Source organism: Frankia gtarii, from assembly GCF_025403375.1.
In the GTDB taxonomy this organism is placed as follows: domain Bacteria; phylum Actinomycetota; class Actinomycetes; order Frankiales; family Frankiaceae; genus Frankia; species Frankia gtarii.
Genome location: NZ_JAMPTM010000112.1, coordinates 1 through 19,847, shown reverse-complemented (window position 1 = coordinate 19,847; position 19,847 = coordinate 1). Strand labels below are relative to the sequence as shown.

General features: G+C 71.8%; 17 protein-coding genes. 9 read left to right on the top strand and 8 right to left on the bottom strand.

Annotated features, from left to right (window positions below):
• The first annotated feature begins 67 nt into the window (after positions 1–67).
• The 3 genes from NBZ83_RS17140 (at position 68) to NBZ83_RS17130 (ending at position 5,323) form a co-directional block, all read left to right on the top strand.
• Complete coding sequence (locus NBZ83_RS17140; RefSeq protein ID WP_261567824.1) at positions 68–1,531, top strand: aldehyde dehydrogenase; 1,464 nt, start codon at positions 68–70, stop codon at positions 1,529–1,531.
• A gap of 12 nt (positions 1,532–1,543) precedes the next feature.
• Positions 1,544–2,866 (top strand): CaiB/BaiF CoA transferase family protein, encoded by a 1,323-nt coding sequence (locus NBZ83_RS17135; RefSeq protein WP_261567825.1) that lies wholly within the window; start codon positions 1,544–1,546, stop codon positions 2,864–2,866.
• A 1,002-nt stretch (positions 2,867–3,868) separates the two neighbouring features.
• A complete protein-coding gene (locus tag NBZ83_RS17130; protein WP_261575377.1) occupies positions 3,869–5,323 on the top strand; it encodes an HNH endonuclease signature motif containing protein in 1,455 nt (484 codons plus the stop codon).
• A gap of 107 nt (positions 5,324–5,430) precedes the next feature.
• Here NBZ83_RS17130 and NBZ83_RS17125 read toward each other — a convergent pair whose 3' ends face one another.
• Both NBZ83_RS17125 and NBZ83_RS17120 read right to left on the bottom strand, forming a co-directional pair.
• Positions 5,431–6,600: an acyl-CoA dehydrogenase family protein gene (locus NBZ83_RS17125; RefSeq protein ID WP_261567827.1), complete on the bottom strand. Its 1,170-nt coding sequence runs from the start codon at positions 6,598–6,600 to the stop codon at positions 5,431–5,433.
• Positions 6,601–6,738: 138 nt separating this feature from the next.
• Positions 6,739–7,377 (bottom strand): MaoC family dehydratase, encoded by a 639-nt coding sequence (locus NBZ83_RS17120; RefSeq protein ID WP_261567828.1) that lies wholly within the window; start codon positions 7,375–7,377, stop codon positions 6,739–6,741.
• A 146-nt stretch (positions 7,378–7,523) separates the two neighbouring features.
• Between NBZ83_RS17120 and NBZ83_RS17115 the strand changes: the two genes are divergently transcribed.
• From NBZ83_RS17115 to NBZ83_RS17100, 4 genes are all read left to right on the top strand, one after another.
• Complete coding sequence (locus NBZ83_RS17115; RefSeq protein ID WP_261567829.1) at positions 7,524–8,696, top strand: acyl-CoA dehydrogenase family protein; 1,173 nt, start codon at positions 7,524–7,526, stop codon at positions 8,694–8,696.
• 48 nt (positions 8,697–8,744) lie between these two features.
• The gene (locus tag NBZ83_RS17110) at positions 8,745–9,785 is read left to right on the top strand and encodes an acyl-CoA dehydrogenase family protein (RefSeq protein WP_261567830.1); all 1,041 of its coding nucleotides are present in this window, start codon (positions 8,745–8,747) and stop codon (positions 9,783–9,785) included.
• Between the two features lie 94 nt (positions 9,786–9,879).
• Entirely contained in the window at positions 9,880–11,025 is a 1,146-nt protein-coding gene (locus NBZ83_RS17105; RefSeq protein ID WP_261567831.1) for an acetyl-CoA acetyltransferase, read from the top strand.
• 5 nt (positions 11,026–11,030) lie between these two features.
• Positions 11,031–12,608: a class I adenylate-forming enzyme family protein gene (locus NBZ83_RS17100; RefSeq protein ID WP_261567832.1), complete on the top strand. Its 1,578-nt coding sequence runs from the start codon at positions 11,031–11,033 to the stop codon at positions 12,606–12,608.
• A 27-nt stretch (positions 12,609–12,635) separates the two neighbouring features.
• Here NBZ83_RS17100 and NBZ83_RS17095 read toward each other — a convergent pair whose 3' ends face one another.
• The 4 genes from NBZ83_RS17095 to NBZ83_RS17080 form a co-directional block, all read right to left on the bottom strand.
• A complete protein-coding gene (locus NBZ83_RS17095; RefSeq protein ID WP_261567833.1) occupies positions 12,636–13,559 on the bottom strand; it encodes an SDR family NAD(P)-dependent oxidoreductase in 924 nt (307 codons plus the stop codon).
• A 90-nt stretch (positions 13,560–13,649) separates the two neighbouring features.
• Positions 13,650–14,090 carry a Zn-ribbon domain-containing OB-fold protein gene (locus tag NBZ83_RS17090; RefSeq protein WP_261567834.1) on the bottom strand — a complete coding sequence of 147 codons (441 nt, stop codon included), beginning with the start codon at positions 14,088–14,090 and terminating at the stop codon, positions 13,650–13,652.
• 30 nt (positions 14,091–14,120) lie between these two features.
• Positions 14,121–15,059, bottom strand: a complete 939-nt coding sequence (locus NBZ83_RS17085) for an enoyl-CoA hydratase/isomerase family protein (protein WP_261575376.1) — start codon at positions 15,057–15,059, stop codon at positions 14,121–14,123.
• A gap of 205 nt (positions 15,060–15,264) precedes the next feature.
• Positions 15,265–16,038: an SDR family NAD(P)-dependent oxidoreductase gene (locus tag NBZ83_RS17080; RefSeq protein WP_261553966.1), complete on the bottom strand. Its 774-nt coding sequence runs from the start codon at positions 16,036–16,038 to the stop codon at positions 15,265–15,267.
• 492 nt (positions 16,039–16,530) lie between these two features.
• On the opposite strand from NBZ83_RS17080, the gene NBZ83_RS17075 reads away from it, so the two are divergent.
• Positions 16,531–17,448, top strand: coding sequence for an LLM class F420-dependent oxidoreductase (locus tag NBZ83_RS17075; RefSeq protein ID WP_261567837.1), 918 nt, complete (start codon positions 16,531–16,533; stop codon positions 17,446–17,448).
• A 31-nt stretch (positions 17,449–17,479) separates the two neighbouring features.
• Positions 17,480–18,190: a TetR/AcrR family transcriptional regulator gene (locus NBZ83_RS17070; protein WP_261575375.1), complete on the top strand. Its 711-nt coding sequence runs from the start codon at positions 17,480–17,482 to the stop codon at positions 18,188–18,190.
• Positions 18,191–18,364: 174 nt separating this feature from the next.
• On the opposite strand, the gene NBZ83_RS17065 is transcribed toward NBZ83_RS17070, so the two are convergent.
• Both NBZ83_RS17065 and NBZ83_RS17060 read right to left on the bottom strand, forming a co-directional pair.
• Positions 18,365–18,754, bottom strand: coding sequence for a nuclear transport factor 2 family protein (locus NBZ83_RS17065; protein WP_261567840.1), 390 nt, complete (start codon positions 18,752–18,754; stop codon positions 18,365–18,367).
• A gap of 61 nt (positions 18,755–18,815) precedes the next feature.
• Positions 18,816–19,403 carry a flavin reductase family protein gene (locus NBZ83_RS17060; protein ID WP_261567842.1) on the bottom strand — a complete coding sequence of 196 codons (588 nt, stop codon included), beginning with the start codon at positions 19,401–19,403 and terminating at the stop codon, positions 18,816–18,818.
• Positions 19,404–19,847: the final 444 nt, after the last annotated feature.

Here is a 19,847-nt window from a genome sequence, read left to right as displayed (position 1 = left end):
CCCTACCCCCGACCTCAGGCTCAACCCCTGCCTCAGGCTCAACCCCGAACTCAGGGAGCGCGACGCTGTGACCACCACGGTAACGATGCGCATCGGCGCCGAGCGGCGCACGGGCGCGACGACCTTCGACTCGATCGACCCCTACACCGGCGAGCCGTGGGCGACGGTCGCCGAGGCGAGTCGCGCCGATGTCGACGACGCGGTCGCCGCCGCGCGGGCGGCCTTCGACGGCGGGGAGTGGAGCAAGTTGTCGGGCCGGGAGCGGGGCCGGCTGATGCGCCGCCTCGCGGGCGTCATCGAGGAGCATGCCGACGAGCTCGGCCTCGCCGAGACCCGCGACAACGGCAAGCTGCTGCGGGAGATGGGCGGGCAGGTTCGCAGCCTGTCCGCCTGGTACGAGTACTACGCCGGCCTGGCCGACAAGATCGACGGACGGGTCGTCGACACGGGTCGCCCGGACTACTTCGGTTTCGTCACCCGTGAGCCGATCGGTGTCGTCGCAGCGGTGCTGCCGTGGAACTCCCCGCTGCTGCTGCTCACCTTCAAGATCGCCCCTGCGCTGGCAGCGGGCTGCACCATCGTCGCGAAGCCGTCCGAGCAGGCCCCGGTGTCGATCCTGAAGTTCGCCGACCTGTTCGAGGAGGCGGGGTTCCCGCCCGGTGTGTTCAACACCGTCAGCGGCGCCTCCCGCGAGGTGGGGGAGTGGCTGGTCGGCCATCCGGGTGTCGACCGGGTGTCGTTCACCGGCTCGGAGATCACCGGGGCGGCGGTGGCCGCCGCGGCGGCGAAGCACCTCGCCCCGGTCACCCTTGAGCTCGGCGGCAAGTCGGCGAACATCGTCTTCCCCGACGCGGACCTGGCTGCCGCATCCAACGGCCTGATCGCCGGTATCTTCGCCGCCGCCGGCCAGACCTGCATCGCGGGTTCGCGGGCGCTCGTGCACGCCGACGTCTACGAGGAGGTCGTCGCCCGGGTCGCCGAGCGGGCCGCTCGGATCCGTCTCGGTGACCCGAAGGATCCCGAGACCGAGATGGGCCCGATCTGCTTCCCCGGGCAGCACGAAAAGATCCGCCGCTTCGTGGCGCAGGCCAAGGAGCAGGGTGCCGACATCGTCGGCGGGGGCGGCGACGGCGGACTCGGCGGGCTGTTCTTCGAGCCGACCATCGTCGCGAACGTCACCAACGACGCCGTGGTCTGCCAGGAGGAGATCTTCGGCCCGGTGCTGAGCGTGCTGCGCTTCTCCTCCGAGGAGGAGGCGATCGCGATCGCCAACGACTCGCGCTACGGCCTCGCCGCCGGCATCTGGACCGCCGACATCCGCCGTGCCTTCCGCATGACCAAGGCGCTGCGGGTCGGCACTGTGTGGGTCAACGCCTATCGGACGCTGAACTACGCGATGCCCTTCGGTGGCATCAAGAGCAGCGGGTTCGGCCGCGAGAACGGCACCGAGGGACTGCACGAGTACCTGCAGGAGAAGGCCGTCTGGATCGAGACGACGGGCGCCACCCGCGACCCGTTCGTCCTCGGCTGAGAGGCGCTCGCCGTGACCGAGACCCCCGACCCCACCGCGCTGCCCGACGCCGCAGCACTGCCTACCGCCGCACTGCCTGATACCACCGCACTGGCTGATACCACCGCCGTCCCGGCACCGCGGCGGGCCGCGGCGCTGACGAGCGGCGCGGTGGTCGGCAAGCCCTTGGCGGGAATCACCGTGGTGTCCATCGAGCAGGCCGTGGCGGCCCCGTTCGCCACCCGCCAACTCGCTGACCTCGGGGCTCGGGTGATCAAAATTGAGCGGCCGGGGGCCGGGGATTTCGCCCGCGGCTACGACGAGACGGTCAAAGGCCTGGCCAGCTACTTCGTCTGGTTGAACCGGGCGAAGGAGTCGCTGACCCTCGACCTCAAGCAACCCGAGGCCCGCGAGGTGCTGGCCGGTCTGCTGGCCGGGGCCGACGTATTCGTGCAGAACCTCGCCCCCGGCGCCGCGGCCCGCCTGGGCCTCGACGCGGAGACACTGCGGGCCCGCGATCCACGGATGATCGTCTGTGACATCTCCGGCTACGGCTCGGCCGGCCCGCTGCGCGACAAGAAGGCCTACGACCTGCTGATCCAGTGCGAAACCGGACTGCTGTCGGTCACCGGTGCGCCCGACGCGCCGGCCAAGGTCGGCATCTCCGTCGCCGACATCTCCGCCGGCATGTACGCCTACACGGCGGTCCTCACCGCGCTGTTCATGCGGGAGCGCACGGGGGAGGGCGCCGCGCTCGAGGTGTCGCTGTTCGACTCGCTCACCGAGTGGATGGCCCAGCCGATGTACTACGCCATGTACACCGGCGTTCCCCCGGCCCGCACCGGCACCAGCCATGCCTCCATCGCCCCCTACGGCGGCTTCCGGACCGGCGACGGCGGCAGCGTGCAGCTCGGCGTGCAGAACGAGCGGGAGTGGCGGCGGTTCTGCGAGGAGGTGCTGCGCCGGCCCGAGCTGCTGGCCGACCCCCGGTACGCGACGAACGCGGGCCGTGTCCGCCACCGCGACGCGCTGACCGCCGACGTCGAGGCGGCCCTCGCCGAGGTCACCACCGAGCAGGCCCTCACCCGGCTGAACGAGGCGGGCATCGCCAACGGCCGGATCAACACCATCGGTGACCTGCTCGCACATCCCCAGCTCGACGTGGGCGATCGCTGGCGGGAGGTGGACTCGCCGGTCGGCCCGTTGCGCGCGGTGCGCCCGCCCGTCCGCATCAGCGGGGTGGACCCGGTCATGGGCGCCGTGCCGGCCGTCGGTGAGCACACCGATGCCCTGCTCGCCGAGCTCGGTTACGACCCCACCGACACAGCCCGCCTGCGCGCGGCCGGCGCAGTCTGATCCGCTCGGCGACCCGATTGTGTTGTCGGGACCCGCCCGGCGACCCGCCATCGTCGTCTGACTAGCTGGGTGGCGGCCCGTCGCCGCCACCCTGACGCACTCCTCGACCCCGCCGGCACTGTCTGACTCGACGCGCTGCTCGTTGGCGCACTCCGAGGGAGAGTCGGTGGCTCGCCGGCGCCGTACGACTCGACGGAGCGGGTCTTGCCTGCCCGGTGCATCGCTGATGCCTTGCGCGGACCCACGCAGAGGCCCCGCGCGGGCAGACCCGTGGCGTGCCTGCGCGTGACCAGGGCCGTCCGGGGCGGACTCGGTCCTGACACGGATACCTGTCGCTATGGCTGTCTTTTCGCTGGCCAATCCTGCCTCACCATGTTTCCAAAAGGAGCGGCTCTCTTCTTGCTGGCAGGCGCGCCCTTCTTGCCGCCGAGGTCTCACCACATTACTGGGAATCGGGAGTTTTTCCTGGTGCGTCGTGACCCTTACTGAGGGTGCGCGTGATGGTGACGTTCATGAGGTATCGGAGCACGCTCACGTCCGCTACGTCAAGTCCGGCCGAATCGTCTCCGTCGCCCTTAGCGGAACTGCAGGGGAAACCAGGCGAGGACGATCGCGGGTAACACTCCAGGTCCGTCGCGGTCTGCGCTCCCGGCGGTCGCGGGGACAGCCGTGTCCAGGCGCCGCGGCGGTGACGGTCGGTCCGCACCGTCGCTGAGGATCGCAGCATTCGGACGTCCGCGCCAGCTCGCAGACCTCCGCCAACACCTTCTGGGGCAAGGATTCGTCCCGCCCTCCGTTCCTGCGGGTCGGACCACTCCGAGGTCTCCTCGGGGGGCCGGCTGCGCCGCGCGGCGGGCGGCTTGGCGGTCTCCCGCGGTCGGCCGGGGCGTAGATCTAGGTGTTGTGTCGCCATGCCGGTCCTCGTCGCGAACATATCCTCGAAGTAGTTACAGATACGAACATGTGTTCGACACTGGATTCGTGTTCGCCTAGGCTTTTCGCATGGTCTCGAATCCTGAGTCTCCGAACCGGACGCATGTGCTGGTCGACGAGTTGACCGCAGTGTCCGCGCGGATGGATGCAATGGTCGACGGTCCGGCATGGTCGATGTCCGACGCGGGCCTGCTGGAATTTCTGCTGGATTGTTCGGTCGTGTTGACGCGGCTGGCGGCGTTTCGCCTTCAGATTGTCGCCGAGGTGCATGGCCGCGATCTGGCGCGGCGTGCGGGTGCGAGTGACACAGCGGCGCTGCTGCGCGAACGACTGCGGGTCCGCGCAGTGGATGCCAACCGTCTGGTCGATGTCGCGGTGGCGGTGGACGGCCCCTTGGCAGCGACGGGGAAGCGGCTGGCCACGGGAGAGATCAGCGTGGAGCAGGCTCAGGTGATCGTGGCAGGTATGCGCTCGCTGCCGGCTATGGTCACCGCGGACGTGCGCCGCCAGGCCGAGGCGTTTCTACTGCGCCAGGCCGACGAGTTCGACCCGACCGCCCTGGCCCGCCTGGCCCGTCACCTCCGCGAGACCCTGACTCGGGTGGATGCCAGCCCCGGAGGCGATCCGCCCGACCCGGCTCCCGGCGGTGGCAGTGAGGGTGGTGACCCTGATCGCGGCGGTGAGTCCGGCGACGGCGGGTCTGGTAGCGACGGCATGAGCGACGGTCAGCCCGATGGCTCCAGCGATGCCGCCGCTGCGGGCGTGGGAGACCCGGCAGGGCGACGGGAGCTGTGGATCTCCGAGTTGCCGGACGGGATGACTCGGATCAGCGGCGAGCTTGACCCCGAAGCCGCTGCCCTGCTCCGCACCGCGCTGGACCCGCTCGCGGCGCCGCGCCCGGCTGTCGACGGTGCGCTCGACCCGCGCAGTCCCGCCCGGCGGCGCGCCGATGCCCTCGTGGACCTGCTCGACCGCACCCTCGACGCCGCCGTGCTGCCTGTCGGCGGCGGCGTCCGCCCGCATCTGACCGTGACGATCCCCTGGTCGGCACTGCTCGGACGCTCCGGTCCGCCGGCGACGACCGGCTGGGGACAGCCCCTGCCCCGCGAAGTCCTACGTCGTCTGGCCTGTGACGCTTCGGTCGGCCGCATCATCCTCGACCCAGCCGGCGTTCCCCTCGACGTCGGCCGAACCCAGCGCACCGTCACCACCGACATCCGCCGGGCACTGGTCGCTCGCGACAACGGCTGTGCGTTCCCGGGTTGCGATCGCCCGGCGGGGTGGACCGAGGCGCATCACATTCGCCATTGGATCGACGGGGGCCACACCTCGCTGGACAACAGCGTGCTCCTCTGTGGCCATCACCACCGGGTCATCCACCACGAGGATTGGACCGTTCAGCTCGGCCCCGACCGACGCCCCGAGTTCCTGCCCCCGGCCTGGATCGACGCCAGCCGCACCCCTCGCCGAAACCCCTACTCACGTCACCCACACGACCTGCTCTACGGCATCGCCGCCGGGTGAACCTCGACATGCACAGCCCACATGGCTCCTGGCGGCGCGGCAGCGGCAGCGGCAGCGGCAGCCGAGGCGCGGCCGGCTGTCGCGAGCCGTCCACCGTGCTTCGGCCCTCAGCGCAGCGGGTTAGGACGCTGGACGAGCTGGCGAGCGATGACGTTGCGCTGAATTTCGTTGGTTCCCTCACCGACGATCATCAGAGGGGCGTCACGGAAGTAGCGCTCGACGTCGAACTCGGTCGAATAGCCGTAGCCGCCGTGGATGCGGATGGCGTCGAGTGTCACTGTCGCCGCCATCTCGGAGGCGAACAGCTTCGCCATCCCGGCCTCCATGTCGGCGCGGGCGCCGGAGTCGAACACCTCGGCCGCGTGCAGGATGAGCTGGCGGGCGGCGAGGATCTTCGTCCCCATGTCCGCCAGGTAGTTGCCGATCGACTGATGCTCCCAGATCGGCTTGCCAAAGGTCTCTCGCTCCTGGGCGTAGCGAAGCGCGTCGTCGAAGGCCGCGCGGGCGACCCCGAGGGCGCGCGAGGCGACCTGGATCCGGCCGACCTCCAGGCCGGCCATCATCTGGTTGAAGCCCTTTCCGGTCACGCCGCCGAGGACGGCATCGCCGGGTGCCCGGTACCCGTCGAAGTGCAGCTCGCAGGTCTCGATGCCCTTGTAGCCCAGCTTGGGCAGGTCCCGGGAGACGGTGAAGCCAGGGCCGTGCTCGACGAGCAGGATGCTGATGCCGCGATGCGCCGGCTTCGCCGCGGGGTCGGTCTTGCACAGCAGCGCGATCAGGCCCGAACGCCGGGCGTTGCTGATCCAGGTCTTGGTGCCGTCGACCACCCAGCCGTCGCCGTCGGGCCGAGCGACGGTGCGCAGGGCCTGCAGGTCCGAGCCGCCACCAGGTTCGGTGAGTGCCATGGTGGCGCGCAGCTCGCCGGTGGCCATCCGGGGCAGGTACTTGTCCCGCTGCTCCTGGGTGCCGAAGCGCAGGAGCAGCTTGGAGACGACGGAATGGCCGCCGAATGCGCCGGCGAGGCTCATCCAGCCGCGCGACAGCTCCTCGGTCACCCGTGCGTAGCAGGACGTCGACACGCCGAAATCGCCGTAGGGCTCCGGAATCGCGAGACCGTAGACCCCCATCTCCTTCATCTGCTCGATGAGGTCCTCGGGGTAGGTGTTGGTGTGGTCGAGCTCCTGCGCGACCGGTCGGACCTTCTCGTCGACGAAGGTAGCGACCAGTCGGACGATCTGCTCTTCCTCAGGGCTCAGACGGGTGGTCACACTCGACACGGCGGTCTCCTCGCCATCCGCGGGCCGCGGCGCGTCGGCCGGGCCTGGATGGTCTCGCGGGGTGGTCGGGACAGGATGGGGCCAGGCGGCGGGTCAGCGCGCGGTGAAGCGGTGCGCGGGGGAACAGCGCGCGGTGGGTCAGCGCGCGGCGGGGGAGTCGGGCAGCGGCGGCAGTGCCGGCGGCCGCGGGCCGTGGCCGCGTCGATAGGCCAGCAGCGTGCGGCGAAAACTGATCACCTCGTCGCCGTCCTGGTTGTAACCGTGGGTGCGGACCTCCACCACCCCGACGTCCGGCCGGGACTTGCTCGGCCGCAGCCCGAGCACGATCGAGCGGGAGTAGACCGTGTCGCCCTCGAAGACCGGGTGGGGAAGGCGCACCTCGTCCCAACCCAGGTTGGCCATCACGTTCTGCGAGACATCGGTGACACTCTGGCCGGTGACGAGGGCGAGGGTGAGAGTCGAGTTCACCAGCGTGCGGCCGAACCCCGTCTGCGCGGCATAGTGCTGGTCGAAGTGCAGGCGCGCTGTGTTCTGGGTGAGCAGCGTGAACCAGGTGTTGTCGGTCGCGGTGATCGTCCGGCCGAGCGGATGGTCGTAGACGTCGCCCACGGCGAAGTCCTCGAAGTAGCGCCCCTCCCAGCCGCGTCGCGCAACGAGCGGCGGCGTTGCCGCGCCCGTCGCGCCGTTGGGGGCGGGCGTGTCGTTGCCGGACTGTGCGCGGGTGGCGTCCCCACTGGTGGAGGGGCCGTTCGTCGTCGGGTTGGTCGGTGTGGTCATCGGTCGATCATCGATCCTCCGGCTCGGGGGTGGCGCCCGCGCCCCGTGTCGAGCCCTGTCCGCGAGCGGGCGCCCTGTCCTCCTGGTAAAGCTAGTATCTGACAAGGGCGTCACGAGATGCCAGGTGGTGGGACGGAGGCCGACGAATGGACCTTGACTTCTCGAAGGAGCAGGTCGAGTTCCGTGAGCAGGTGCGAACCTGGCTCGAGGAGAACGCCCCCCGGGAGATTCGCCCCGAGATGGGCCCGGCAATGCGTGAGTATGATCTCGCCTGGCAGCGCACCCAGTGGGAGGGCGGCTGGGCGGGTATCTCCTGGCCGCAGGAGTACGGCGGCCGAGGACTTTCCCTGCTGCAGCAGTTGATCTGGTTCGAGGAGTACGGGCGCGCCGGGTTGCCGGGCATCGACGCCTGTTTCGTCGGCCTCAGCCACGCCGGGCCGACCCTGATGACTCGCGCGAGCGAGGAGCAGAAAACTTATCACCTGGCCCGCATCCTGCGCGGAGAAGTGATCTGGTGCCAGGGGTTCTCCGAGCCGGACGCCGGTTCCGACCTCGCCGCGCTGCGGACCCGGGCCCGCATCGAGGGCGATGAGCTCGTCGTGTCCGGGCAGAAGATCTGGACCAGCTTCGCCACCCTCGCGGACTGGCAGGAGCTGCTGGTCCGCACCGACCCCGAAGGGTCGCGTCACCACGGCATCTCCTGGGTGATCTGTGACATGCACTCTCCCGGTATCGAGGTGCGCGGGATCGAGACGATCGAGGGCGGCGCCGAGTTCTGCGAGGTCTTCTACGACGACGTCCGCATCCCGTTGGAGAACGTCGTCGGGGGGCTGAACAAGGGCTGGAGCGTGGCGATGTCCACGCTGTCCTTCGAGCGCGGCACCGCCTTCACCGCCAACCAGGTCCGCCTCGCCAGCACCGTGGAGAAGCTCATCGACCTCGCAAAGGAGCGCACCGGGCCTGACGGGCGGCGCCCGGCGATCGCCGACGACGAGATCGCGCGACGCCTGGCGACCGCACGCGCCGAGGTCGCGTCGCTGCGTGCCATGACCTACGCCGGCATCTCCCGCAACATGCACCGCGACCAGCCCGGCCCCGAGGGGTCGATGGTCAAGCTGTTCTACTCGGACGTCGCCAAGAAGGTGTACCGGCTGGCGTTCGACCTGCTCGGCGCGGACGCCCTGCGGTTCGTCTCGCGCTGGGAGCCGGGCGGCTGGTCCGGCAACTACCTGTACTCGTACTCGGTGTCCATCGGCGGGGGGACGTCCGAGGTCCAGCGCAACATCATCGGTGATCGGGTGCTCGGCCTGCCGCGCTGAAGCTCACCGAATCCCCAGCAGCCATCGAAACACCCTGAGGAGCGCACCGTGGACCTGCTACCCACGCCGGGCCAGATGGAGATAGCCTCCCTCGCCGCCGACTTCTTCGGCAACGAGCTGCCGATCTCGGTCATCCGGGAGCGGCGCGACGAGCCCGTGGTCGTGGACCGGCGGGTCTGGTCGGAGAGCGCGGAGCTGGGCCTGTTCGGCCTTGGCATCGCCGAGGAGCTCGGTGGTGCCGGGTGCGAGCTGGCCGAGGAGACGTTGCTGTTCCGGGAGATGGGCCGCCGGCTGGTGCCGGGGCCGTTCCTGCCGACGGTGCTGGGTGCCCGCGTCGCGGCGCTCGCCGGCCAGCATGAGACGGCGTCGGCGATCCTGTCCGGCAAGGCGGCGGTGGGCCTGGCCCTGCGCCGCGGTCCGGACGGGTTCGACGCCGCCACCACCCCCTCGACCCTGGACGGGCGGTTCCAGCTGCTCGACGCGGCGGACTCCCGCTACGTCCTGCTGCTCGACCCCGCGGGTGCCGCGCTGGTCGAGACCGCCGCGCTGACCGACGTGCACTCCGAGCCGGCGATCGACCCGGGCATCCGGCTGGCCGAGGCGCGCGCGGACGCCGTACCGATCATCGCCTGGGTGAGCACGCAGGAGGAGCCGATCCGCCTGCGCGCTCTCGTGCTGACGGCGGCGATGAGCGTCGGGATCGCCGAGGCGACGCGCGACCTGTCCACCGAGCACGCCAAGGTACGGGTGCAGTTCGGCCGGCCCATCGGGGTCAACCAGGCGATCAAGCACGCCTGCGCGGACATGGCGGTGCGGGCCGAGGCCGCGCTGTCGCAGGTGCTGTTCGCGGCGATCTGCGTCCAGGACGGGCGGGCCGACGCCGAGTTCCAGGCGCTCGCCGCCAAGAGCGTCGCCGGCCGCTTCGCCGTCGAGAACGCCTCCGCCACCATCCAGGTGCACGGCGGCATGGGCTACACCTTCGAGCACGACTCGCACCTGTTCCTGAAGCGGGCGCACGTCCTGGAGCACCTGCTCGGCGAGCCCGCCGACCATCTCGCGCGCCTGGTCGCCCAGCCGGCGGCGCAGTAGCCGGCCACCGCCGGCACCCGATCGGAGGACACATGACTCGACCGCCGTCCCGCCCGACCCACCTGTGCCCCTGCCTGCCCGCGAGGGCCGGGCGATGAGCCGCCGGGTCGCCATCGCCGGGGTCGCCCTGTCGGATGTGGGCCGCACCGACGGCTCCACCCCGTACGCGCTGATCGCCCAGGCCAGCCGCCGCGCGCTCGCCGACGCCGGGCTCGGGCCGGGTGACGTCGACGGGCTCGCGTCGACCTCGCTCGGGACGCTGGCGCCGATCGACGTCGCCGAGTATCTGGGCCTGCGCCCCCGCTGGATCGACTCCACCACCGTCGGCGGGGCGTCGTGGGAGGTCATGGCCGCCCACGCCGCCGACGCGATCTCCGCCGGGCACGCGGACGTGGTGCTGCTCACCTACGGCTCGACGGCCCGGTCCGACCTGCGCAAGCGGTTGCGCACGGCGAGCCTGAACTGGGGCAGCCGCGGGCCACAGTCGTGGGAGGCCCCCTACGGCCACACGCTGATCTCCAAGTACGCCATGGCCGCCCGCCGGCACATGCACGAGTTCGGCACGACGATCGAGCAGCTCGCCGAGATCGCCGTCTCCGCCCGCCACAACGCCGGCCCCAACCCCGAGGCGTACTACCGCGACCCGATCACGATCGACGACGTGCTGTCCGGGTCGATGATCGCCGACCCGTTCACCAAGCTGCACTGCTGCATCCGTTCGGACGGGGGCGCCGCGGCGGTGCTGGTCGCCGAGGACCGCATCGCCGACCTGCCGCGTCCGCCGGTGTGGGTCCTCGGCACGGGCGAGTGCGTGACGCACGTGTCGACCAGCCAGTGGGAGGACGTGACCACCGGTCCCGCGGCCGTCTCCGGGCCGCTGGCGTTCTCCCGGGCCGGGGTCAGCCCGGAGGACATCGACGTCTGCGAGCTCTACGACGCGTTCACGTACATGCTGATGGTCACCCTGGAGGACCTCGGCTTCTGCAAGAAGGGCGAGGGCGGCCCGTTCGTCGCCGACGGGCGGCTGCGCGTCGGCGGGGCGCTGCCGACCAACACCGACGGCGGCGGCCTGTCGGCATGCCACCCCGGGCAGCGCGGCCTGTTCCTCATCGTCGAGGCGGTGCGCCAGCTGCGCGGCGAGGCCGAGGGCCGGCAGGTGCCGGACGCCCGACTTGCCTGCGTCAGTGGCACCGGCGGCTGGCTCTGCTCGTCGGGAACCGTCATCCTCGGCCGGGACTGAGCGGCGTGGGCGGCTCCCCCGCGGCGGAGTCGGTGTCGGCGTCGGCGTCGGCTTTGACGTCGGCGTCGCCGTCCCCGCCGCTGGGCGAGCCCGACTCGTATGCCACGGTCACCGCGGCGCTGGACGCGGCCGCGGTGCGGTTCGGCGGGCGGGAGGCCTACGTCGGTCCGGACGGGCGGATCAGCTTCGCCGAGTGGGCTGCGGCCTCCGACGCACTGGCCGGGGCACTGGCGGCGCGGGGGGTCGGGCCCGGCGACGTCGTGGCGCTCATGTTGCCGTCCTCGGTCGACTACGCGATCTGCTACGCCGCCGCGGCCCGGCTGGGCGCGGTCACCACCGGACTGAACACCCGGCTCGGCGCGCGCGAGGTGACCGGGATCCTCGAACGGTGTCGACCGGCGCTGGTGATCCGGGACACCGCGGCGGAGCTGCCCGCAGTACCAGCAGGGTTACCGGTGCTGGCGCGATCCGAGCTCGCGGCGCTGCGGCGCCACCCGGGGCTCGGCCGCGACCGCCCGGTCGTGGCGCCGGCCGACCCGGTGGTCATCATCTGGACGTCCGGGACGACCGGGCTGCCCAAGGGGGCCTGGTTCGACCACCGCAACCTCGCCGCCGCCGTCGCCTCCGCGGGGGTGATGAGCCGGCCCTTCGACCGCCGGCTCGTTGCGACTCCCTTCGCCCACGCGGGGTACATGGCGAAGATCGTCGATCAGCTCGCCTGGGGCACCACCATGGTGATCAGTCCGGTGCCCTGGTCGGCGGCGGGGATGGCGGGCATCCTGCACGACGAGCGGATCACCGTCGCCGGCGCCGTGCCCACCCAGTGGGCCAAGCTGCTGGAGCTGCCCGACGCCGAGCGGACCGTGCGGGCGGTCGCGACGCTGCGCCTGGGGCTCGCCGCGACCGCGCCGGCGGCGCCCGAGCTGGTGGAGCGGGTCGTCACCCGGCTCGGGGTGCCCCTCGTCGTCCGCTACGCCATGACCGAGTCGCCGAGCATCTGCGGCACCGAGCCGGACGACCCGCCGGACGTGCAGTTCCGCACGGTCGGTCGACCCCAGGCCGGCATCCAGATCGTCCTGCGCGACGACGCCGGGCGCGACGTGGCCACCGGCGAGGTCGGCCGGGTCTGGGTGCGCGGCGACACGGTGATGCGCGGCTACTGGAACGACCCGGAGCAGACCGCGGCGGTGCTGCGCGGCGACGGCTGGCTCGTCAGCGGCGATTTCGGGTCGCTTGATACCGCAGGCAACCTGCGGCTGCGCGGGCGGGCCAGCGATCTCTACATCCGCGGCGGGTACAACGTGTACCCGCTGGAGGTGGAGAACGTGCTGGCGGAGCATCCCCGGGTGCGGCGCGCGGCGGTCGTCGGCGCGCCGGCCCCGGTGATCGGCGAGATCGGAGTCGCCTTCGTCGAGCCGGCCGACCCCGCGAGCCCGCCGGACCTCGCCGAGCTGCGGGCCTGGGTGCGGGGACGGCTGGCCGACTACAAGGCGCCGGACCGCCTCGAAATCGTTGAGGCGCTGCCGCTGACCAACATGCTCAAGGTGGACACTGCCGCCCTGCGCATGCTGGCCGCGGGCTGAGCTCTGGCCGCGGGCTGAGCTGCGCGCTCAGCCGCCGAGGCGCAGGCCCGGGGCGCGGGTGCGGAAGACGTCGGTGGCGAACAGAGGGCCGAGCTTGGTGGCGTCCCAGCGCTTGCCGCCGTTGTTCACCACGGCCTGCTCGTGCCAGCCGCCCATGAGCTGGATGCGCTCGCCGATGGCCTTGATGACCTGACCGCTGACGTGGCCGGCCTCGTCGCTGGCGAGCCAGGCGACGACCGGGCTGCACAGCGACGGGTCCTTGGGGTCGAACTCGTCCTCGGGCCGCTCGTCGGGCTCCAGCGGCTTGGCCTGACCGGCCATGGTGCCCGACAGCCGGGTCAGGCCGCCGGGGCCGATCGCGTTCACGGTCACGCCGATGCTCGCCAGCTCCAGCGACAGTGTCAGGGTCAGCCCGACGATGCCGGCCTTCGCGGCGCTGTAGTTCGTCTGGCCGAAGTGGCCGGACAGTCCCGCGCCGGACGTCGTGTTGATGATCCGACCGTAGACCCGGCCGCCATCGGCCTTGGCCGCGGCCCGCCAGCGCTTCGCGACCGCCCGGCTGACCAGCCAGGTGCCGCGCAGGTGCACGCGCAGAACCAGGTCGAAGTCGGCCGTGCTCATGTTCCACACGGCCTTGTCGCGGACGATGCCGGCGTTGTTGACGACGATGTCGAGGCGGCCGAACTCGTCGAAGGCCCGGGCGACGGTGGCCTCGACCTGCTCCTCGTCGCCGACGTCACCGAAGTCCGCCACGGCGGAGCCGCCGCGCTTCTCGATGATCTTCACGACTTCCTCGGCGTCCCGGCCGCGACCCTCGCCGCTGACCGAACTGCCGAGGTCGTTGACGATGACGGTCGCGCCGTGCTTGGCGAGTTCGAGCGCGTGGCCACGGCCGATGCCGTGGCCGGCGCCGGTCACCAGTGCGATCTTGCCCTCGAGTAGGCCTGCCATACGAACTCCCTGTGTGCTGGCGAAAACGTGTGCGTGGCGAAAACGTGTGCTGACGGAATCGTGTGCGTCGGCGGCCGGTGCGGCCGGCTCTCAGCCGCCGGCGGCTGAGGTGGCCGGATCCGCGGGGCGGAAGACCGGCGCGGTGATCTCGTCGGTCAGCTCCCGGTAGGCGACTGTCAGCGGCATGCCGATGTGCAGCTCTGCCGGGTCGGCATCGATGATGTTCGTCATCACCCGGGGCCCCTCCGCCAGGTCGACCAGGGCCGCCACGTAGGGGATCCGTTCGGCGAACGGGTGCAGGTCGTTCACGAACACCGTCGAGTAGGTGTAGAGGGTGGCCAGGCCGCTGGCGTCCTCCCAGGACACGTCCTCGCTCCAGCAGAACGGGCAGAACGGGCGGGGGTAGTGGTGCGCCCGCCCGCACGACGCGCAGCGGGCGATCAGGAAGCGGCCCTGGCGGGCGGCGTCCCAGAAGGGCCGGTTCTCGTCCTCGATGGTCGGCAGGTCGACCCGGGGTGCGGCGGTTGCCATGGGTGTCCTCCTACGATCAGTGGCCGCGGATCAGTAGCCGCGGTAGTCGGGGGAGCGGCGCTGGACGAACGCGGTCACCCCTTCGGTCGAGTCGTGGGCGTGCGACTGCAACTCCTGTGCCATGCCCTCGGCCAGGAAGGCCGCAGCCCGGTCGACGTCCGGGGATTCGTTGAACAGCCGCTTGGTCAGCGCGATGGCGCTTGTGGCGGCGCCGGCCAGCCGGTCGGCGAACTCGGCGGCGGTGGCGGCGAGTTCCTCGGCTGGCACGACCCGGTTGACCAGGCCGAGGGTGAGGGCCTCGCTCGCGGGCAGCTTCTCGCCGAAGAACGCCAGCTCCTTGGCCTTCTGCATGCCGATGCGCCGCGGCAGCAGGTAGGCGCCTCCGGCGTCGACGACCAGGCCGCGCAGCACGAACGACTCAACGAAGATCGCGTTCTCCGCGGCCACCACCAGGTCGCTGGCGTACGCCAGGTGCGCGCCGAGGCCGGCGGCCGGGCCCTGGACGACAGCGATGACCGGCTTGCCGCAGTCGAGGACCGAGGAGACCAACCGCTGCGCACCGGTCATGATGCGCCGCATCGCGTCGGTGACCCGCTTCTCGGCGCCCTGCGCGCGGCTCGCCGCGATCCCGGTGACGTCGGCGCCGGAGCAGAAGTGCCGCCCGTTCGAGGCGAGCACCACCACCCGGACCTCGGGGTCGGCGTCGGCCTGGGCGAGCAGGTCGATGATGACGTCGCGCATCGCCGGCTGGATCGCGTTCGCGGCTTCCGGCCGGTTCAGGGTGATCGTCGCGATCCCCCGCTCGACCGTGTGCAGCACCGTGGTCCCGAGCGGGCCGGCCGGGGTGGAGACGGCCGGGGTGGGCGCGGCCGGGGTTGCCGCAGCCGCGACCTCGGACACGCCGAGGGCCGCCGTCCCGTCCGAAACCGCGGGGACGGTGGTGGCGCTGCCCGGTGCCGGCGCGCTCATCGGACCTGCCGTCGCGGTGCGGCGGGTGCTGATGCCATGAATGGCTCCTGTTCGTCGGTGGTCAGCGGGGATCCGGCCCCGCCGTGCTCGCTTCCGGACCCGTCGGTGACGGGTCCGGCACTTCCTGATCGGGTGGTACCGGCCTGGGTGGCCTTCGATCTGACAGCGACGTCCACTGTCCCCCGGTGGGTGGTGACCGGCACGCTCAGCCCTCGCCGGCGGCGGCGTCGCCGTTGGCGCTGAAGCCGCCGTCGGCTGTCACCGTCGCGCCGGTGACGAAGGCGGCCTCGTCGGAGGCGAGCCACGCCGCCGTGTACGCGATGTCCGTCGGGTTGCCGATGCGGGTGAGCCGCCCGCCGCCGGTGAGCGCCCCGGAGTCGCCCGGCGAGCTCACAACCCGCCCGACGACGATGGTGTTGGAGCGGATGCCGTCAGCGGCACCTTCGACGGCCAGGGTGCGGCTCAGGGCGTTGACGCCGCCCTTGGCCGCGGCGTAGGCGCCGAACCCGGTGAACCCGGCGATGGACTGGCCCGAGGACACGTTCACGATCGCGGCCCCCTCGGCCTCGCGCAGGTACGGCCAGGCGTACTTCGAGGCCCAGAACACGTTGCCCGTCAGCGTGCCGAGCAGGATGTGGTTCCACTCCTCGGTCGTGTAGTCGGCGATCTTCTTGATCGTCGAGGCGACGGCGTCGGTGGGGGCGGCGTTGTTCACCAGTGTGCTCAGCCCGCCGAAGTGCGCGGCCACCGCGTCGATCGTGCCGTGCACGCTGGCCTCGTCGGTGATGTCCAGCGGGAAGAACTCCGCCTCACCGCCGGCCGCGCGGATGCGGGCGACGACCTTCTCACCTTTGGCGACGGTTCGGCCGGTCACGGCCACGCGCGCTCCCTCGGCGGCGAACAGCTCCGCCATGGAACGGCCGATGCCGCGGGTCGACCCGGACACGAACACGGTCTTGCCCGCGAGGCGGTTACCCATCGATGGTTTCCCTCTCTGGCCTCGCCGTCGGCCTCCCCACGGTCGAGGGGTCCGGCGGCGGGCCGCGGGGTCCGGACGAGATCGGGCGGCCCGGGCGGCGGGCCGCGTTCCCCGCCGTCGGGCGGGCGTCTCGGCAGTGGCCCGCGGCGCCGACACTTGTGACGTAGCTGTCAGAACAGCATAGTGGGTACAGCCGCCCATCCGCCTCCGGAAGCGCCCGTGCCGGGCGGAGGCAGGTGCGCCAGGGCCACGCAGGCGGCCCGAAGGCGCGCCAGTGGCGATGCGCTCCCTGCCGTGGCGGGTGCGCATACCCCGGCCCACGTCGGGCGGCCCGTGTCAGATCAGCTCGTGTCAGATCAGCCTGTGTCCGCGCGGGAGCCGCGGCCGGGTCCCGGTCGGCGGCGGAGGGGCCGGGGCTGCCCGGTTCCCGGCGGACGACGAGTGAGCCCGTGGGACCGCCCGGTCCCCGGCCGGCAACAACGGAAGGTGTCCATGCGCCTGAACCTGATGTTCCCGATGCGTGCCGTGAAGCACTACGACCGCTGGATCGGGGATGGCGACCTGGCCGAGGTCGGCCGGCTGGTGGAGCAGGCCGGATTCGACGCGGTCTCGATGAGCGAGCACCCGGTCCCCGACGACACCTGGCTCGCAGGCGGCGGGCACCACTCGTTCGACCCGTTCGTGTCGCTGAGCTTCCTGGCCGCGGCGACGACCCGGCTGCGGGTGATGACCTACGTCGCCGTCGCCGGCTACCGCAGCCCCTACCTGCTGGCGAAGTCCGCGGCGAGCCTGGACCGGCTCAGCGCCGGGCGGCTCACCCTGGGCGTCGCGGCGGGCTACCTGAAAAGCGAGTTCGAGGCTCTCGGCGCCGACTTCGCCCAGCGCGGGCGCCTGCTCGACGCGGCCATCCCGGCGATGCGGGCGGTGTGGACGGGCCGCAGCGTCGACCGGGACGACCCGACGTTCCCGCTGCACGGGCACACCTCGCTGCCCGGACCGGCGCAGGCCGGGGGCCCGCCGATCTGGATCGGCGGCAACAGCAACGCGGCGCGGCGGCGCGCGGTGACCCTCGCCGACGGCTGGATGCCGATGGGGCAGTCCGTCGCCGTAGCGAAGATCACCAAGACGCCGCCGATGGAGGACGTGGCGGCTCTGGCCGAGGCCGTGCGAGGCGTGCAGGACCGGCGCGCCGAGGCCGGGGCGGCCCCGCTGGACGTGTCGTTCGTGCCCTACGAGGCCGAGCTGCTGCCCGACGTCGACGCCTTCGGTCGTGCCGTCGCGGCGTCCTACCGCGCGTACGAGGACGCCGGGGTCACCTGGATCACGATCGAGCCGACCAGCCGCAGCCTGGCCGCCTTCCGCGAGGACATCGAGCGGATCGGCACGGCACTGGCCGCCCTGGTCCGCTAGCCCCGCTCCGTACGATAGGAGACCTGGCCGGGTGACGGAGCGGGCGCGGCGGCCGCATCATGATCATGCCTGGGGCGCCGGGGGCCGGCTGCCGTGGTCCGGACGAGGGGGATTCGAGACGGTGGAGGCGGCCGGGAACGGGCGGTTGTCCGCGACCCTGGCGGTGCGGCGCAGGGCGATGGCCGCGGACCTCATCGAGCAGGCCGCGCTGGAGCTGTTCACGACCCGGCCCATGGACGAGGTCACGGTCGAGCAGATCGCGGCCGCCGCCGGGGTGTCGGTGCGCAGCTTCTACCGGTACTACCCGGGCAAGGAGATGATCCTCACCGCGTTGCCGGTCCGCCTGGCGACGTCGATCGCCGAGGAGACCGCCCGCCGCCCACCGGCGGAGCCGCCGTTCGCGGCACTGCGCAACGCTGTGGACGTGCTGACCGGAGAGACCAACGACTACCTGCGCCGCTGGCAGCGCGCCATGGCCCACAGCTACGGCAACGAGCGGGTCCAGCAGCTCGTCGTCACCGTGACCAGCCCGATGCTCACCGAGGCCCTGGCCGGGCGGGCGGGGCTGGCCCCGGACGACCTGTGGCCGGAGCTCGCCGGGATCAGCGCGGCCACCGCGCTCGTCGTCGGCTCCCGCCGCTGGGCGGCGCGCCGGGGCAGCCTGCGCACGCACCTGCTCGACGCGCTCGACCTGCTCGGCCGCGGCCTCGGCCCCGGCCCGGACACGGCGGATGCCCGGTAGCCGGCAGGCAGCCGTGCCCGGCAGGCAGCGGGGGGCGCCAGCCGGAGAACGCCAGCCGGAGAACGGCCGCGGGCCGGAGAACGGCCGCAGGCCGTCGGAAACGACGAATCCCCGCGTGCCGGAGGCCTGGTCGGGCCGGCATGCGGGGACCGCGTGGGGTTGCTGGGCGCCGGGTCAGGCCGGCGGGGCGGTCAGCGCCTGCTCCAGCTCCTTGATGTCGTAGTAGTCGCGGATGGCGGAGATCAGGCCGTCGGTGTCGAACGTGAACACCCCGCACCAGTGCAGGACGACGGACCGTCCGCCCATGGTGAGGTTGTCGAGCCGCTCGGTGAAGACCACCGTGTCGGTCGAGGCCACCGTGACCAGCTCGTAGTGGAACGCCGAGTAGAGGGCCGCCTGCCGGTCGAACTCGGCGCGGATGGCCGGGCGTCCGACGACGGCCGGCTGCCACGCGCTCACGTGGTAGCGGGCGTCAGTGGCGACGCAGGCGGCCGCCGCGTCGTAGTCCCGTTCGACCAGTCGGTCGAGGAACTGGCGGACCAGTAGCTCGTGCTTGTCGCTCACTCAACACTCCCGTGATCGGGTCGAGGGGGGTGGCGGCCCGGCGGCGAAGCCGGGCCCGAGGCTAGGACTTCGCCTGCTCGCGGTACTTGCGCGCGCTCTCGAGCTGGGGGTGGTGGTTGCGGTCGTACTGCTCGATCCACTCCTTGGGCAGGGCTCCCCACGCCGGCCCGACGCGCAGCCGCTCGCCGTCGTGCAGCTGCTCCGCGGCGACGACATCGGCGACGAACAGCGTGCTCTCGTCGATGTCGAGGGAGTGGACGACCCGTCCTTCGACGTAGCTGAGCGCGTCAAGCAGGATCGGGGTGCCGGTGACGCCTGGCTTCGTCCGGAACTGGCTGATCTTCTCCCCGTCGCGGCCGGAGCTCCCGCCGAGGCCCATGAGGATGTCGAGGGAGATCGCGAACTGCTCCTCCGGCGTCGCCGCCAGCAGGTGCATCGCGAACACACCGGACTCCAGGACCAGGTCGTGGGTCAGGTTGTACTTCGTGAGGCTGATCGTCACCCGCGGCGCCTCGGGCACGATGCTCGCGGCGCCGGCGGACAGCGACATCAGTCCGTTGGCCCGGCCGTTCAGAATGGTCGTGACCGCCACCGGGAACGGCCGCAGCCCGTTCAGCGTCGAAGCGGCTGCCTTCAGGTCCAATGTCATCGGGACTCCTCGCGTGAAGCCGGCACGGGGGCCGGGCGGACGTGGACGCCACGGGGACCGTCATCCGGTTGCCCGCCGGCCGCCCCTGGCGGAATGTCGTGAACGCCGGCTACGCCGTCCCCGTCCGGCAACCGGGACAGCGGACCTGCCACATGTGGCACGTTATGCCATGTGTGGCACAACGTGCAAGAGGTCGGAGTCGGTCTCTGACGGCTCGTACACACGACGCGACTCGCCTGCCGAGCGCCGGCGGCGGGTGTCGATCGTCCGGGGGCGGCCCGTGAACCGGGCGAAATGTATCGTGCGTCTGACGAACACGTCATGACCGCGGCGCGGTCGGCGCGCCAGGTCCGAGGGAGTGGTGAGGTGTCGGGAAACCCGGCGGGGCAGCACGACGAGGAGCGGATCACGGGGGGCGCCGTGGGTTCGGGCGATGCCGTGGAT

Bases quoted from the DNA above. Each gene is read 5' to 3' on its own strand.
- NBZ83_RS17130 (WP_261575377.1), top strand. From the start codon at position 3,869: ATGGTCTCGAATCCTGAGTCTCCGAACCGGACGCATGTGCTGGTCGAC.
- NBZ83_RS17120 (WP_261567828.1), bottom strand. From the start codon at position 7,377: ATGACCACACCGACCAACCCGACGACGAACGGCCCCTCCACCAGTGGG.
- NBZ83_RS17115 (WP_261567829.1), top strand. From the start codon at position 7,524: ATGGACCTTGACTTCTCGAAGGAGCAGGTCGAGTTCCGTGAGCAGGTG.
- NBZ83_RS17105 (WP_261567831.1), top strand. From the start codon at position 9,880: ATGAGCCGCCGGGTCGCCATCGCCGGGGTCGCCCTGTCGGATGTGGGC.
- NBZ83_RS17095 (WP_261567833.1), bottom strand. From the start codon at position 13,559: ATGGCAGGCCTACTCGAGGGCAAGATCGCACTGGTGACCGGCGCCGGC.
- NBZ83_RS17090 (WP_261567834.1), bottom strand. From the start codon at position 14,090: ATGGCAACCGCCGCACCCCGGGTCGACCTGCCGACCATCGAGGACGAG.
- NBZ83_RS17085 (WP_261575376.1), bottom strand. From the start codon at position 15,059: ATGAGCGCGCCGGCACCGGGCAGCGCCACCACCGTCCCCGCGGTTTCG.
- NBZ83_RS17080 (WP_261553966.1), bottom strand. From the start codon at position 16,038: ATGGGTAACCGCCTCGCGGGCAAGACCGTGTTCGTGTCCGGGTCGACC.
- NBZ83_RS17075 (WP_261567837.1), top strand. From the start codon at position 16,531: ATGCGCCTGAACCTGATGTTCCCGATGCGTGCCGTGAAGCACTACGAC.
- NBZ83_RS17060 (WP_261567842.1), bottom strand. From the start codon at position 19,403: ATGACATTGGACCTGAAGGCAGCCGCTTCGACGCTGAACGGGCTGCGG.